At 54.3% G+C, this 13837-nt stretch carries 14 protein-coding genes; 11 read left to right on the forward strand and 3 right to left on the reverse strand.

All coding sequences use genetic code 11. The features are described 5' to 3' along the window. From purN to ACTG33_RS12550, 3 genes are all read left to right on the forward strand, one after another. Positions 1-431 (forward strand): phosphoribosylglycinamide formyltransferase (gene purN, locus ACTG33_RS12540; RefSeq protein WP_439135564.1); only part of this gene is annotated, 431 nt, incomplete at its 5' end. A gap of 52 nt (positions 432-483) precedes the next feature. After that, positions 484-1278, forward strand: coding sequence for a DUF3108 domain-containing protein (locus ACTG33_RS12545; RefSeq protein ID WP_439135565.1), 795 nt, complete (start codon positions 484-486; stop codon positions 1276-1278). 51 nt (positions 1279-1329) lie between these two features. Further along, positions 1330-1818 (forward strand): FKBP-type peptidyl-prolyl cis-trans isomerase, encoded by a 489-nt coding sequence (locus tag ACTG33_RS12550; RefSeq protein ID WP_439135566.1) that lies wholly within the window; start codon positions 1330-1332, stop codon positions 1816-1818. A gap of 79 nt (positions 1819-1897) precedes the next feature. Here ACTG33_RS12550 and ACTG33_RS12555 read toward each other — a convergent pair whose 3' ends face one another. Continuing rightward, a complete protein-coding gene (locus ACTG33_RS12555) occupies positions 1898-2083 on the reverse strand; it encodes a hypothetical protein (RefSeq protein WP_439135567.1) in 186 nt (61 codons plus the stop codon). Positions 2084-3082: 999 nt separating this feature from the next. On the opposite strand from ACTG33_RS12555, the gene ACTG33_RS12560 reads away from it, so the two are divergent. The 6 genes from ACTG33_RS12560 to ACTG33_RS12585 all read left to right on the forward strand — a co-directional run bounded on the left by ACTG33_RS12560 (position 3083) and on the right by ACTG33_RS12585 (position 9948). Next, positions 3083-5995 carry a ribonucleoside-diphosphate reductase subunit alpha gene (locus ACTG33_RS12560; RefSeq protein ID WP_439135568.1) on the forward strand — a complete coding sequence of 971 codons (2913 nt, stop codon included), beginning with the start codon at positions 3083-3085 and terminating at the stop codon, positions 5993-5995. A gap of 150 nt (positions 5996-6145) precedes the next feature. Next, complete coding sequence (locus ACTG33_RS12565; RefSeq protein WP_439135569.1) at positions 6146-7414, forward strand: ribonucleotide-diphosphate reductase subunit beta; 1269 nt, start codon at positions 6146-6148, stop codon at positions 7412-7414. Between the two features lie 168 nt (positions 7415-7582). Beyond that, positions 7583-7810 carry a hypothetical protein gene (locus tag ACTG33_RS12570; protein ID WP_439135570.1) on the forward strand — a complete coding sequence of 76 codons (228 nt, stop codon included), beginning with the start codon at positions 7583-7585 and terminating at the stop codon, positions 7808-7810. Positions 7811-7913: 103 nt separating this feature from the next. Beyond that, positions 7914-8327: a hypothetical protein gene (locus ACTG33_RS12575; protein ID WP_439135571.1), complete on the forward strand. Its 414-nt coding sequence runs from the start codon at positions 7914-7916 to the stop codon at positions 8325-8327. Between the two features lie 96 nt (positions 8328-8423). Beyond that, positions 8424-8906, forward strand: coding sequence for a DUF6231 family protein (locus ACTG33_RS12580; RefSeq protein ID WP_439135572.1), 483 nt, complete (start codon positions 8424-8426; stop codon positions 8904-8906). A gap of 310 nt (positions 8907-9216) precedes the next feature. Continuing rightward, positions 9217-9948: a hypothetical protein gene (locus tag ACTG33_RS12585; protein WP_439135573.1), complete on the forward strand. Its 732-nt coding sequence runs from the start codon at positions 9217-9219 to the stop codon at positions 9946-9948. A gap of 2 nt (positions 9949-9950) precedes the next feature. Here ACTG33_RS12585 and ACTG33_RS12590 read toward each other — a convergent pair whose 3' ends face one another. Next, positions 9951-10736 (reverse strand): hypothetical protein, encoded by a 786-nt coding sequence (locus ACTG33_RS12590; protein WP_439135574.1) that lies wholly within the window; start codon positions 10734-10736, stop codon positions 9951-9953. A 60-nt stretch (positions 10737-10796) separates the two neighbouring features. After that, positions 10797-11945 (reverse strand): 1-acyl-sn-glycerol-3-phosphate acyltransferase, encoded by a 1149-nt coding sequence (locus ACTG33_RS12595; protein WP_439135575.1) that lies wholly within the window; start codon positions 11943-11945, stop codon positions 10797-10799. Positions 11946-12055: 110 nt separating this feature from the next. Here ACTG33_RS12595 and ACTG33_RS12600 point away from each other — a divergent pair, with 110 nt between their 5' ends. Both ACTG33_RS12600 and ACTG33_RS12605 read left to right on the forward strand, forming a co-directional pair. Further along, positions 12056-12661, forward strand: coding sequence for a YchJ family protein (locus ACTG33_RS12600; RefSeq protein WP_439135576.1), 606 nt, complete (start codon positions 12056-12058; stop codon positions 12659-12661). A gap of 127 nt (positions 12662-12788) precedes the next feature. Beyond that, positions 12789-13837: DUF3549 family protein (locus ACTG33_RS12605; RefSeq protein WP_439135577.1), on the forward strand; the 1049-nt coding region annotated here is incomplete at its 3' end.

Here is a 13837-nt window from a genome sequence, read left to right on the forward strand (position 1 = left end):
TACTCGCCGGCTTTATGCGCATCCTCACCGAGGGCTTCACTCAGCATTATCTGGGGCGGATGTTGAACATTCACCCCTCCCTGCTGCCCAAATATCAGGGACTGCACACTCACCAGCGAGCACTGGATGCCGGAGACGACATCCACGGCGTTAGCGTACACTTTGTAACACCAGTACTGGATGACGGACCCAACGTGATTCAGGCGGTTGTTCCGATTGAATCCGATGATGACGCCACCAGCCTGGCCGAACGGGTACAGGCGCAGGAACATATCATCTACCCCATGGCCGTGGCCTGGTTTGCCGAGGGTCGCCTGCGCATGGATAATGGCGCCTGCCTGCTCGACAACGCTCCCCTGCCTGACAGCGGCTTTATCGTTGACACTCGGGGTGCCAGAAACTCGAGCGACACACAAACACCCGCGAGCTGATTGCCACAGGATTTGGCAACTGACTGACAGAACTCGCTGATAAGGAGCCCCCATGGCATCTTCCCTGAGAAGGACATCTTCACTGAGAAACCTACTAGGCCTGTGCCTGTTTATTGCCGGCAGCCTGGTCACCCCCTCAGTTCTGGCTGACAACAAACCGGTCAAGCCCGAGCCCAGCAAATCTCAACAAGCCAAACCCGAACTGCCGCACCCTTTTCACGCGATCTACACGGCCGAATACAGCGGCCTGAGTGTCGAAGCCACCCGCACCCTGAAAGCCCTTGACGACGGCACTATGGAACTGCGTTTTATCGCCAAATCCTGGCTGGCGACTATCGAAGAAGTCAGCCAGTTTGACTGGAGCCCACAAGGTCACCTGATCCCCAAGTACTACCTTTACAACCGCAGTGGCCTGGGCTACGACCGCAAGGCCATACTGAATTTCGATTGGGCCACTAACAAAGTGGTCAACAATGTTCAGGACAAACCCTGGACCATGTCCCTGCCCGACGGCGCTTTGGACAAGCTTGGTTACCAGCTGCAGCTGCGCACCGACATGCTCAACAAAAAGTACAAGGTCAGCTACAAGGTGGCTGACGGCGGGCGCCTGAAAACTTACGATTTTGAAGTCCAGGGACAGGAAATGCTGGACACTCCTCTGGGCAAGCTGAAAACCACTCGTGTCAAACGTATCCGCGACGACAACGAGCGCGTTACCATTCTCTGGCTGGCCAATGACTGGGATCACATGCTGGTACGAATCCAGCAACGGGAAGAAGACGGTAAACACTACGAAATCAACCTGGCCTCTGCCGAACTCAATGGAGTTCCGGTCAAAGGCCTTTAACCCTCGCAGCGACGCTGATTTCAGTCAACTGCATCAATCAAAGGCAACACTATGACCATCACAGCAAAGAAAGTGGCTAGCATCCACTACACCCTGAAGAACGATCAGGGCGAAGTTCTCGACAGCTCAGAAGGTCAAGAGCCTCTGGCCTATCTGCAGGGCTTCCAGAATCTGGTACCTGGATTGGAAAACGCTCTGGAAGGCAAAGCTGCGGGTGACAAAATCTCAGTCGTTGTCTCTTCTGAAGAAGGCTATGGGGACAAAAACCCTGAGCTGATTCAGGAACTTCCTCGCGACATGTTTGGCGGTATCGAAACCATCGAAGTGGGCATGGCGTTCCACGCTGAAACCGCTGCTGGACAGCAAGTTGTAGAAGTCATCGATGTCGAAGGCGACACCGTCACCATTGACGGCAACCACCCACTGGCAGGTGTTGACCTGCATTTTGACGTGGAAGTTCTGGAAGTGCGTGACGCTACCGAAGAAGAGCTTCAGCACGGCCACGTTCACGGTGACGGCGGCTGCGGGCACGAGCACTGATCGCTCACGTGTCCGATCCAATCCGGATCGGGGTGGCTAACGGTTAGCCACCCCGATTCAGTCAATCACATCTGATCCATCAATCGCTTCTGACTTTACGCTCACCACAGCGTTCGCACTGATAAATAGTCACCAGCTTGCCCTGCTTCACATCAAACTGCTTTTCCTGCACCACTTTCCATTTGTGGAAGCCACTGCGACAAAGGGTTTTCCCCTTGTGCTTTTCCGCAGCCGTAGGCCGTTTGAACTTGATCACCTCACCCACAAATCATCTCCTCCACCAGGCTGCCAGAGTCAGGATTAGGACTTATCCAGCGCCAGTTGTCCACAGTTTCATGAAGCCTCTGCGACACACGCCAGCGCTCTATGGATAAATCAGGCGCCAGATGCCTTACGCCCTCATTTGGCGCAAAGTGTAACACGCGACATTGATCAACCACAGATCAACCTGCACAGAGATAAAGCACTACATCTAGTGGTGCACCAGATTAAAACCACAAGATGAGTTACAAATATTAAAGTTTTCTTATAGGAAAAAAAGTTATAACGGGCTTTATCGGCGCCGTTTTGTCCCCCGAGACAGGCCTCGCCTGATTTGACAGATTAGCGACTACTGACACAGCGGTTTACACACATTTTATCCACAAGAAATCACCAACCTTATCGTCTTGCAATCCAGCCCTTACCGCTTTATCTTGTACCCATCGACTGAACGACCCCTATATATAGGGTTTTGGCAACCAGATCTGAACAAGCGCGTGTCAAGTGAAAAGCCGGTTTTTTAACGGCAACGCTCTGAAAATGCACAGTCAGCACAGGTGGCAGGCGAAGAGCTCACATGACAAGCGAAGGGAAAGCCCTAAAACGCGTTTTCCGTCCAGATTCCTCCGCCGCAAGGCGGGGCATAGATACTCGGAACTGTAGCAAACGGACTGGCCACACCGATTGTATTTGAGCAGCTCATGTATGTGATGAATGTACCTGAGTCACGACCGCTCCAGAAGGCACGTCCGTGTCACCCGAAGAGCACCGCGAAGCAACATCGCTTCTCTGGTTTTGCCGTTACGGTCAGTACATTTTTTGCACAACACGCACCATTTAATTACACAACACGTTTATTAGCGGTACCGATTTTCCAGATCCGGTGCCTCGATAGTGGCAATGCTGTTTCTGCAGCTCAGACCTCTGTCGAGATTCCGATCCGGTTTAAGTTGTAACACCACGATAACAACCACAAAACCATGCACCATACGCGGAGACGTACATGCACACTGATTCTGATGTGACAGCAACTTCAGCACCAGCCAGCTCACCCCAGGCGAGCCCTGCCAGCAGCACCACCGTTGCGGCAACCACCCCCGGTCAACTGCGCGTGATCAAGCGCAACGGCACCGTTGTTGCCTATGACGAGAGTAAAATCTCAGTCGCTATGACCAAGGCCTTTCTTGCGGTTGAAGGCGGCACTGCCGCGGCCTCCAGCCGCGTACATGAGACCGTTGCCTCACTGACCAGTCAGATTTCAGCGACGTTTAAGCGCCGTATGCCCTCCGGTGGCACCATCCACATTGAAGACATTCAGGATCAGGTCGAACTGATTCTGATGCGCTCCGGTGAGCAGAAAATTGCCCGCGACTACGTCCTCTACCGTGAAGAACACGCACGTATGCGAGCCAGCAATCAGGTCGTGACACCCGATGCTGAATACCCGTCGCTGAATGTTGTGATGCCCGATGGCCAACTGCTGCCGCTGGACATCGCCCGCGTACGCACCATCGTTCAAGAGGCCTGCGCCGGACTGACCGGCGTTGAGCCGAAAGCGATTCTCGATGAGGCCATGCGCAACCTGTACGACGGCGTCTCTCTGGTAGACGTGAACACCTCACTGGTGATCACCGCCCGTACCCTGGTAGAGAAAGAGCCTAATTACTCTTACGCCACCGCCCGTCTGCTATTGGACAAGCTGCGCACCGAAGCGCTGAACTTTATGGGCCTGGCCCTGACCGCCACCCAAACCGACATGGAAACCCTCTACGCTCAGGCACTGCCAGCGTACATCCAGAAAGGTGTTGAGCTGCAACTGCTGGCACCCAACCTGCTGGATTACGACATGGTTAAGCTGGGTGCGGCTCTGGATGCCTCCGGCGACCTGCAATTCAGCTATCTGGGCCTGCAAACTCTGTACGACCGCTACTTCATCCATTCCGAAGAAGGCGTTCGCTTTGAACTGCCACAAATCTTCTTTATGCGTGTCGCCATGGGCCTGGCCTATGAAGAAGACAACCGCGAAGAGCGTGCGATTGAGTTCTACAAGCTGCTGAGCTCTTTCGATTACATGAGCTCCACCCCGACTCTGTTCAACGCCGGCACCCTGCGTCCGCAGCTGTCTTCTTGCTACCTGACCACCGTGCCGGACGATCTGCACGGCATCTACGGCGCCATGCAGGACAACGCCATGCTGTCCAAATGGGCTGGCGGCCTGGGCAACGACTGGACTCCGGTTCGCTCTTTGGGCGCCTACATCAAAGGCACCAACGGCAAATCTCAGGGTGTCGTGCCCTTCCTGAAAGTGGCCAACGATACCGCCGTCGCCGTTAACCAGGGCGGCAAACGCAAAGGCGCAGTCTGTGCGTACCTGGAAACCTGGCACCTGGACATTGAAGAGTTTCTCGAGCTGCGCAAGAACACCGGTGATGACCGCCGTCGTACCCACGACATGAACACCGCCAACTGGGTACCGGATCTGTTCATGAAGCGCGTCTTCGACGACAAAGAGTGGACCCTGTTTTCGCCCAACGACGTACCTGAACTGCACGACCTCTACGGTCAGGCCTTCCAGGACAAATACGAAGAGTACGAGCGCAAGGCAGCCAACGGTGAAGTCCGGATTTTCAAAACCGTAAAAGCCGTGGATCTGTGGCGCAAAATGCTGGGCATGCTGTTTGAAACTGGCCATCCGTGGGTGACCTTTAAAGATGCCTGTAACCTGCGCAGTCCTCAGCAACACGTTGGTGTGGTTCACTCCTCCAACCTGTGTACCGAGATCACGCTGAACACCACCGCCGGTGACGAAATCGCCGTGTGTAACCTGGGCTCTGTCAACCTGGCGCAACACATCGTCGACGGCCAGCTGGATATGACCAAGCTGGAAACCACCGTGCGCACCGCCGTTCGTATGCTGGATAACGTGATCGACATCAACTATTACTCCGTGGAAGCGGCGCGCACCTCGAACATGCGCCACCGCCCCGTGGGTCTCGGCCTGATGGGTTTCCAGGACGCGCTGTACAAAATGGGCTACGCCTACAGCTCTGAAGACGCCGTCGAGTTCGCCGACCGCTCCATGGAAGCCATCAGCTTTTTCGCCATTGACGCTTCCAGCGAGCTGGCCAAAGAGCGCGGCGCCTACTCCTCTTTTGAGGGCTCTCTGTGGAGCAAAGGTACACTGCCTATCGACTCCATCGAGTTACTGGCACAGAACCGCGGCGAGCAGTACATCAACGTCGACCGCAGCCAGACTCTGGCATGGGACACCCTGCGTGAGAAGGTCAAAACCCAGGGCATGCGTAACTCCAACGTGATGGCCATTGCGCCGACGGCAACCATTGCCAACATCACCGGGGTGTCGCAGTCCATCGAACCGACGTATCAGAACCTGTACGTGAAATCGAATCTGTCCGGTGAATTCACCGTGGTGAACCCGTATCTGGTTCGCGACCTGAAAGAGCGTGGCCTGTGGGATTCAGTCATGGTCAATGACCTGAAATACTACGAAGGTTCTGTACAGAAGATCGACCGTATTCCAGCCGACCTGAAAGCCCGTTACTCCACCGCGTTCGAAGTTGAGCCGCGCTGGATTGTAGAAGCCGCCAGTCGTCGTCAAAAGTGGATCGATCAGGCTCAAAGTCTGAACCTGTACATCGCCGGAGCCAACGGTAAGAAACTGGACATCACCTATCGTATGGCGTGGTTCCACGGTCTCAAGACCACTTATTACCTGCGTGCGCTGTCAGCCACCACCACCGAGAAGTCCACCATTGAAAGCGGCACGCTGAATGCGGTTTCCTCCGCAGCGGCAGCACCAGCGGCGGCCAGTGCCGCCCCAGCTGCAGAACCGCAGGCAGCGCCAGTACCTCTGGCCTGCTCTCTGGACGACCCGGATTGTGAGGCGTGTCAGTAACTGACCGCCAGGGATTGAAAGGAGAGGTGTTCATCGCCTCTTCTTTCAACACCAAACCGACAATGACACACAGAATGATTGCTACACGATCTATTGCAAAAACCGTCACAGAAAAACAATAACAAAGACCAAACATTAAGGATTTGAAACATGCTGAGTTGGGACGATTACCAAGACGAAGCGACAACTGCACCACCGATTGCACCACAAAAGACAGCACCACAGCCTTCAGCCCCTCAACAGGCTGCACCGCAAGCTGCACCAGCACAACCAGCCGAAGAAGCTCCGGCCGAAACCAACAATCGCCCTGCCGCACCGGTTGGCAGTGCGGTCGCTCGCGCTCGTGAAGCCGTTTCTGAACTGGATCCTGCACCGGGTCTGGAAGAACTGGAAATGGGCGCCGCTCGTGTTGCCGTAGACGAAAAACGCATGATCAACTGCCGCGCCGACGTCAATCAGCTGGTGCCGTTTAAATACGACTGGGCCTGGCAGAAGTATCTGGATGGCTGCGCCAACCACTGGATGCCGCAAGAGGTCAACATGACCGCCGACATCTCCCTGTGGAAAAGCAAAGACGGCCTGACCGAAGACGAGCGTCGCATCATCATGCGCTCACTGGGTTACTTCTCCACCGCTGACAGTTTGGTAGCCAACAACCTGATTCTGGCCATCTACCGTCACATCACCAACCCGGAAGCCCGTCAGTACCTGCTGCGTCAGGCGTTTGAAGAGGCGATTCACACTCACGCTTATCAATACTGCGTGGAATCTCTGGGCATGGACGAAGGCGAAGTCTTTAACATGTACCGTGAAATTCCTTCCGTGGCGAAGAAAGCCGCCTGGAGCATCAACCACACCTCCGGCCTGTCCGACCCGTCATTTAAAACCGGCACGCCGGAAACGGATCAGGAACTGCTGCGCAACCTGATTGGTTTTTACGCCGTCACTGAAGGGATTTTCTTCTACTGTGGTTTCACCCAAATTCTGTCCATGGGTCGCCGCAACAAGATGACCGGTGTTGCCGAGCAGTTCCAGTACATCCTGCGTGACGAATCCATGCACCTGAACTTCGGTATCGATGTCATCAACCAGATTAAACTGGAAAACCCTCACCTGTGGACTGAAGAGTTCAAGCAGGAAGTGATTCAGATGATTCTGGAAGGCACCGAACTTGAAATCGCCTACGCCCGCGACTCCATGCCGCGCGGCGTATTGGGCATGAACGCTGCGATGATGGAAGAGTACCTGCAGTTCATCGCCAATCGTCGCCTGGCCCAACTGGGTCTGGCAGAGCAATTCCCGGGCGTACAAAATCCGTTCCCGTGGATGAGCGAAATCATGGACTTGCGCAAAGAGAAGAACTTCTTTGAAACTCGTGTTATCGAGTATCAAACAGGTGGCGCACTGAGCTGGGATTAAGACCTGACCGCTCTGTCATCAGACAGTCTGCTCTTAATCGTACACACCCGGCAATTTGCGCTGGGATTAAGCAGCCATCTGCGGGTGGCTGCTGCAGTTAATCCCCCCGAGTACTCGCGGCCTGGTCCGCGGTATTCATGGTTACAACCATAAACCAAGGGGTACACAATGAGTCACGAACACCGCACACAAAACAACACGCTGTCGACTGAAGACATACAGATCGCGCTCGATCAACTGGATCAGACCGTCGAAGTGATGGGCGCTGTCATCAAGCGCTTAAAACGCAACCTCAACCAAACCCTCCCGTCACACCCGAAACCCAATTCTTCCCCCCCGACTTTTGACTTTGCCACGTTGCTCGACAAGAGTTTTCCGGATAACGGCTGGCACTGATTCGCCCCACATCCGTCCGACGGCTGACTGATGAACCATCATCGCTCAAGTGCCGTCAATTGCGACACTCAACAACAATAACTGAAACCCGGAGATTTTTGCCGTGAGTGGACTGCCCAACCCTGAAGGCAACGTACGCGCTGCTGTTTTAGAGCCTGCGGTCAATACGTATTCCGCCAACAACAAATACAAGCAACTTGCCCGAATCCTGCTCCACCTGAGAAACGATTTGCACCTGGAACAACCTCATCTGGCGATGCCCACCAGTGCCATGATCGAACACCTGGTGTTTAATTGCCCCCTGTCCTTGCTGGAAGGCGACGACTGGCAAGAGATCATTATCCAGTCTCTGGAGTATCTGATCGATCAGCTGAGCCCTTACAGCTTCTCTGACGAGCTCTTTTTGAGGTGCGACTGCAACCAGCCTTTGTTTCCCAATGAAGAGTTGTTCGACCCTCAGGATGCCTTTCTGTTTGCCCGAACATTACTGCGACAACAGCAGCAAGTCTTTGAGTAACACAGACTCGATAGAGTGAGGATGTGCTACAGAGGTTTAAGTTACTGGATGTGAAGAAACGCTTGAGATGGATTCCAGGGACGGTATAGTCATCCTATGACTGAACTATCTCCCTGGCAGGCGCTGCTACAACAATTGGACACGCAGCGTCCCGCCAGTCTGCTGTATTGCAGCCAAACCGATCAAACCGCCCTGCAGCAATGGTGCGACCACCACGATTGCCAGTTCACACACATCCATACCCCAGACGAACTGGAAGGGCTGGGTCGTTTCGATTGTGTAGTGATCGCCGACTGGCTGGAACACACCAGCGCTGAGGAAGGCATGCAATCAGTAGCTCGCATCCGCAACCTGCATACCCACGCGATATGGTTACTGATACCCGGCCACAGCCAACAGCCCAACCTGAATCTGATTGGGCTGGGGTTTCAAAGGTTGCATGCCTTCATCAAGGATGAAGACGCCCGAACCGCTCTGGAATGCTATGGCTACAACTTGGATCGCTATAACCACAAGCGGGAGTGGAACACCCCCAGATTCTGGGCCAACCCGGAAAACTGGGGTAAATACTGGTGGTAAACGTAACGATCTTCAGGCCTGCCGCCCCCTCGTCAACCCAGTTTAACCCCTAGGAAAGCAGACAAAGACACCCTCATCATTATTTCCCTCAGAGTGGATCCAGGTGCCCATTCTGGTGCTTGCACCTTAAACCCTCCCTTTAACAGGTCATTATTGCCCTCTTCTCGTAACAAGTATCGGGCGCCAAAACCGCAACCTGCTGATTTCAAAAGAAAAGGTCATTTCCGGCATAGTTAATGCGTTGAATTACGAGTGTAAACCGATGTTTACACCTCAATAGAGAGGTCATCAACCAAACAAGGATGAATTTATGCCCACGTTGATTCCACATTCGGCCAAACATTATCTGTATGCCACACTGCTACTTTGCAGCCTGCCGTTCAGTCATGCTCAGGCCGGTTTGATCGGGTACGCCGATGTGGTACTGGATTACTTTGACAGTGGCACAGGCCGGCTGAGCGGCCCATTTGGAGGCCATGTTAACGATTCCATCGACTCAACTTCTGGTGTTTACCCCATCGCGACATCCACCAGTGTGGTGTTAGGTAGTGACCCTGAGGGCTCTGGGGAAAAGATCGACTTTCTCAGTCTGCCGACCGGCTCTTACGTGACTCTGGGTTTTACCGATGAAACCATCACCGACGGTGCTGGTGCCGACTTTTTCATCAACGATGCCGGAGCACACCTTGAAAGTGCCGACGTGTTTGTGTCGTCAAACCTGATCGATTTTGTATTTTTGGGAACGGTTTTCAGCAATATTTCTATGGCAATGGATCTCGCAAGCATCAGCTTCACAGATCCTGTACAGGCAATCAAAGTAGTCGGTCGAGATACAGAAGGCGGCTCAGCCGGGTTTGATCTTGCTAACATTGAGGTGCTTTCAGGCAGCATAGGAACTGCACCACAATCATCACCGGTGGCCGTCCCCTCTCCGGCGTCTCTAGCCTTAATGGTGCTGGGTCTGGCTGTTCTTAGCCGGGGCCAGTACAGACAGAAGAAAGCTGCCGCACTCTCCCCGAGTTGCAGCCCAAGTCAGAGTTAGACTTAATTAACCCGAACCACACCCGGCTGTCCATCATGAGCGGGCTTGCCGGCTACGCCCGGTTGCCCGTCGCTGCCAGTATCACCCAGTGAATAGAGCCAGCAATCAGCTTGCGAGCCGCCTTTTCCGGCAGCTCCTGGTTCGCCCGCCAGACCGCCAGCGCCACCGCTGAGCATCACGTCAATCACTTCCAGCCATTGGTCTTGTCCCAATACCAGCTCGACATGCCCCCCATTACCGCCTGGCGCACCATCGCCGCCATTACCACCGGACAGCCCGTCGCGCGAGCCACGCCCCCAACAGGCAGCGTTCTTGCCCGACGTTCCAGGCTCACCGGGAACGCCCTGTCCACCATCGCCACCGCGGACATCGACCGTCAAATTGGCAAGACTGCCGGATGCAATGGTCAACCGCAGATCTGTGCCGTGACCACCCGACTCACCGCGAGAACCATGGGCTCCCGAGGCTGCAATCACACTGCCATCGGCAATCTGCGCATGTTGAATATTCAGAACAAAAGGGGTTGGCTGAGGAGCGATGCTGATTTTAGCTCCTGACTTCAGGGTCAGCTGGGCAACATAGAGTTCCGTAATGCTTGCCGGAATGAGTAATTTACCCGACTCCCCAATCGTCAAACGATCGAGCTGAACCGCGCCGACCAGCGAGGGCAAACGCAACAGGCCACGGTCAGCCACTTCAAACGTGTCTGCCCAACTGCCCTGACTACAAAACCACGCCAGTATCAGCAGAGACATCCGCCAACTACTCAACCCTTTTACTGCAGTCATTCCATCCCCCATAGTGTGTTTTTGTCATTTTCAAATTGTGCGCATCCAGTTGATGCGATATCAATCACGCAGGTGACTGACCACAGGATTGGCGTAAATCCCCAGAAAGATATCTCTTTGGGTCGCTGGCACATTGTCCAGACGCTGTTTCAACAGCTGTTTTTCTTCATCGTATTCTTTTTCGATAAATGGCTTATTGTCTGCACTGACCGGAAGGTCTGCCGCTTCCCCGTTCAGCAGTACATACGCCAGGTGATTGCTCGGATGCAAAACATAGCGTTCCCATACCTGACGATCGATTTCCTGAGCCACCTCTTCGGCGTTTTCGAAGTTTCCATCCAGCACATCACCAAAAGCAATGTGAACACTGCCTTTTTGACCGACAATCCCGGCAGCAATACTGGCCACGTCTTCGTGCTCTTCTTTTTCATAACTGCCATGCTCAGCATGAGAGTATAACTCTTTGGCTTTCGCCGCATCACAGGGATCCCATTCATAAGAGATCGACACCGGGACTATATTCGACTCGCGAATAAACTCCGCAAACGGCGTTGTTTTCGGACGACTCAAAGCCAACATACTGATAATGGCGGTATTGGTCGCATCCAGACCGTCCTTCGCCCGCCCCTCGCGCTGAGCAATCCAGATATTGCTTTTTTCCTGCAGGATGGAATGATGGATATAGGCTGACAGATGTTTGGACGCCTTGAACTTCTCACGGGCACTGGTGGCAGACCGCTTCACAATAAAGCTCTTGTTCAGACGCATCAAATCCGACACATAGGGTTTGGTCAGCAGGTTATCGCCGATGGCAATGCGCACCGTATTAAAGCCATTCTTGTTCAGTGCCCAGTTCACAAACGCCGGGTCCATGGCAATATCGCGGTGGTTGCTGATGAACAAATAGGGTGTGTTGCGATCCAGTTTGTCCAGACCGGATACCGTCAGATTGTCCACACAGCGATCGATCATGCTGTCCAGATAATGCGACACAATATGTTGCAACTCATCGACGGATGACACGCCTCGCAACTGCCGACTCAACACCCATTTCACCAGCGGCTTGAAAATCCAGGGCGCCCGGGTCGCCAGACGGGGGAAACGCAAGCGGGCAACCGCACCGATCAGCTCCGGATCTGCCAGAACACGCGCAATGGCAGGGGCGACTTCCTCGTCGTTATAGGGGCGAATATCATCAAATTGAGTCATTGTTTCAACAGCTTTGCAAAAGATTCCGGAAGCACGCCAAAAGGGTACAGGGCGTAAACCAGCCCGCCATTCAGAAAACCGTTAGGACGGTCGCGGCTGGCGGCGTTAAAATGGCTTGCCAAAATACCGAATTTGCCCGGGGAATACCACCGCTCATGCTCAATACCAACCCTCAATCTGCCACTATTTCACTGGATTCGCAGAAACCGTGTCCCTGTGGCAGCAATACGGCGTTTGCCGACTGTTGCTCACCACGACTGACGGGGGCCAGCCCTGCCCGGACAGCAGAGCAGCTAATGCGCTCGCGCTACACCGCCCACGTGGTGTGTGACGTAGATTATCTGGTGAAAACCTGGAAAGCCCCGGATCCACGCCCAGTGAACCCCAATGCCATCCGACAGTGGGCGCAAGAATCGGACTGGTGCGGTCTGGTGATTCATGACACCACCGATGGCAACCCCGACGATCCGGATGGCTGGGTTGAGTTTTCAGCCTTTTACCGAACCCCGGAAACCTCCCCCGCCAGCTCACAATATTCCCACCGCACACCCCCCTGCCAGCATCGTGAGAAGTCTCACTTTGTTCAAATCGACGGTCTTTGGTATTACGTGGAAGGTGAGACTGTGGATACCTCGACCAGCGGCGCCAAACCCGGTCGCAATACACCCTGCCCCTGTGGCAGTGGCAAAAAATTCAAACGCTGTTGCGGTGCCTGATTCCAAAAACAGGTAAAACAGCCGCCGCAAATGCGTGGAGTCACTGACCGGAAAAACGTAAAATGACTGATCCGGACCAACCGTCCACACGTATTAACCTCGAAACTCATACAACAAAGACCCGATTATGATCAGCAGTATTGGCCAGTTACTCGACCAAATGGGCGTGACCACACGTGTCTTCGACCTCGGCCGACATATTCAGGAAATCAGCACCGCCACTTTCGCCCAATTTGAGGCACAAGCCGTCGCTTATCCGGCTCCCTATCTCCACCATGCCTGGATTGGCTTGCTGTTTTGGGACAAAGACACCCCCGAAATTCCACTGCTGTGGTTTATCAAACTGCCGCTCGACGAGCAGGCAAAACTGGTACCTGCCGAACGTGATCAATTTCTCAAACAATTGATGGTCGCCCTGGGCTCCAATATTGAAGCCAGTAAACAGGGCAAACAGCTGGCCGCTGTACTGGAAGGCAACCCCTACGTGTTCACGCCATCACCAGAGCGTCAGGCCGCCATCCACGCTCGGGTGAATCGATTACTGGGTAAACCACCCAGCAGTTTCTACGATCCTGCGTGTGCCTATCTGAACTCGGATCTCAGCCAGTGGCAGGCCATCGGCATGCAGGGCCTGGCAGACATTGCCGTGCGCTGGCCAGAACATCAGGCAGACCTGATCCGGACCATTCCCGAGATGCCCTCTCCTGTGCTCACCGGCCTTTGCCAGTGCCTCGAGAATGAAGCCATCAATGGGGCTCTGGGCAAAGCCTTACAAACCCGTCTCAGAGATGAAACTCAGCGCGGTCCGGATGAACTGGACACGTCTCTGATCGCAGCACTGGTGCGCGGGCTATCACAATGCCAGGCGCTGGAACTGCGGCAGAAGACCTTGATCGAACTGCTAAGCTCCACCGCAGACCACGACATTGAAGTACTGGCCGCCATAGCCACCCGCTGCAGCCTCGATCTGTGCAACCCGACGCTGTGCATGCCTTTTTTGGAGGTTCTGAGCCTTCAGGGGCAAGATAACTTTAATCGTCTACTGGCTGACTTGCTGTTTTGCGCACCCGTGCGTCCTCATATTCTGAGCGCATTTCGCCATCCTCAAAGATCCATTACATTGGCAGAAGCCATCGGCGGGTTACTTAATCCCGGACAGACACAAGACAACGCGCT

The sequence above is a fragment of the Pseudomaricurvus sp. genome (genome assembly GCF_965662505.1).
Taxonomy (GTDB): Bacteria; Pseudomonadota; Gammaproteobacteria; order Pseudomonadales; family Cellvibrionaceae; genus Pseudomaricurvus.

Bases quoted from the DNA above. Each gene is read 5' to 3' on its own strand.
- ACTG33_RS12545 (WP_439135565.1), top strand. From the start codon at position 484: ATGGCATCTTCCCTGAGAAGGACATCTTCACTGAGAAACCTACTAGGC.
- ACTG33_RS12550 (WP_439135566.1), top strand. From the start codon at position 1,330: ATGACCATCACAGCAAAGAAAGTGGCTAGCATCCACTACACCCTGAAG.
- ACTG33_RS12560 (WP_439135568.1), top strand. From the start codon at position 3,083: ATGCACACTGATTCTGATGTGACAGCAACTTCAGCACCAGCCAGCTCA.
- ACTG33_RS12565 (WP_439135569.1), top strand. From the start codon at position 6,146: ATGCTGAGTTGGGACGATTACCAAGACGAAGCGACAACTGCACCACCG.
- ACTG33_RS12570 (WP_439135570.1), top strand. From the start codon at position 7,583: ATGAGTCACGAACACCGCACACAAAACAACACGCTGTCGACTGAAGAC.
- ACTG33_RS12580 (WP_439135572.1), top strand. From the start codon at position 8,424: ATGACTGAACTATCTCCCTGGCAGGCGCTGCTACAACAATTGGACACG.
- ACTG33_RS12585 (WP_439135573.1), top strand. From the start codon at position 9,217: ATGCCCACGTTGATTCCACATTCGGCCAAACATTATCTGTATGCCACA.
- ACTG33_RS12590 (WP_439135574.1), bottom strand. From the start codon at position 10,736: ATGACTGCAGTAAAAGGGTTGAGTAGTTGGCGGATGTCTCTGCTGATA.
- ACTG33_RS12595 (WP_439135575.1), bottom strand. From the start codon at position 11,945: ATGACTCAATTTGATGATATTCGCCCCTATAACGACGAGGAAGTCGCC.
- ACTG33_RS12600 (WP_439135576.1), top strand. From the start codon at position 12,056: ATGGCTTGCCAAAATACCGAATTTGCCCGGGGAATACCACCGCTCATG.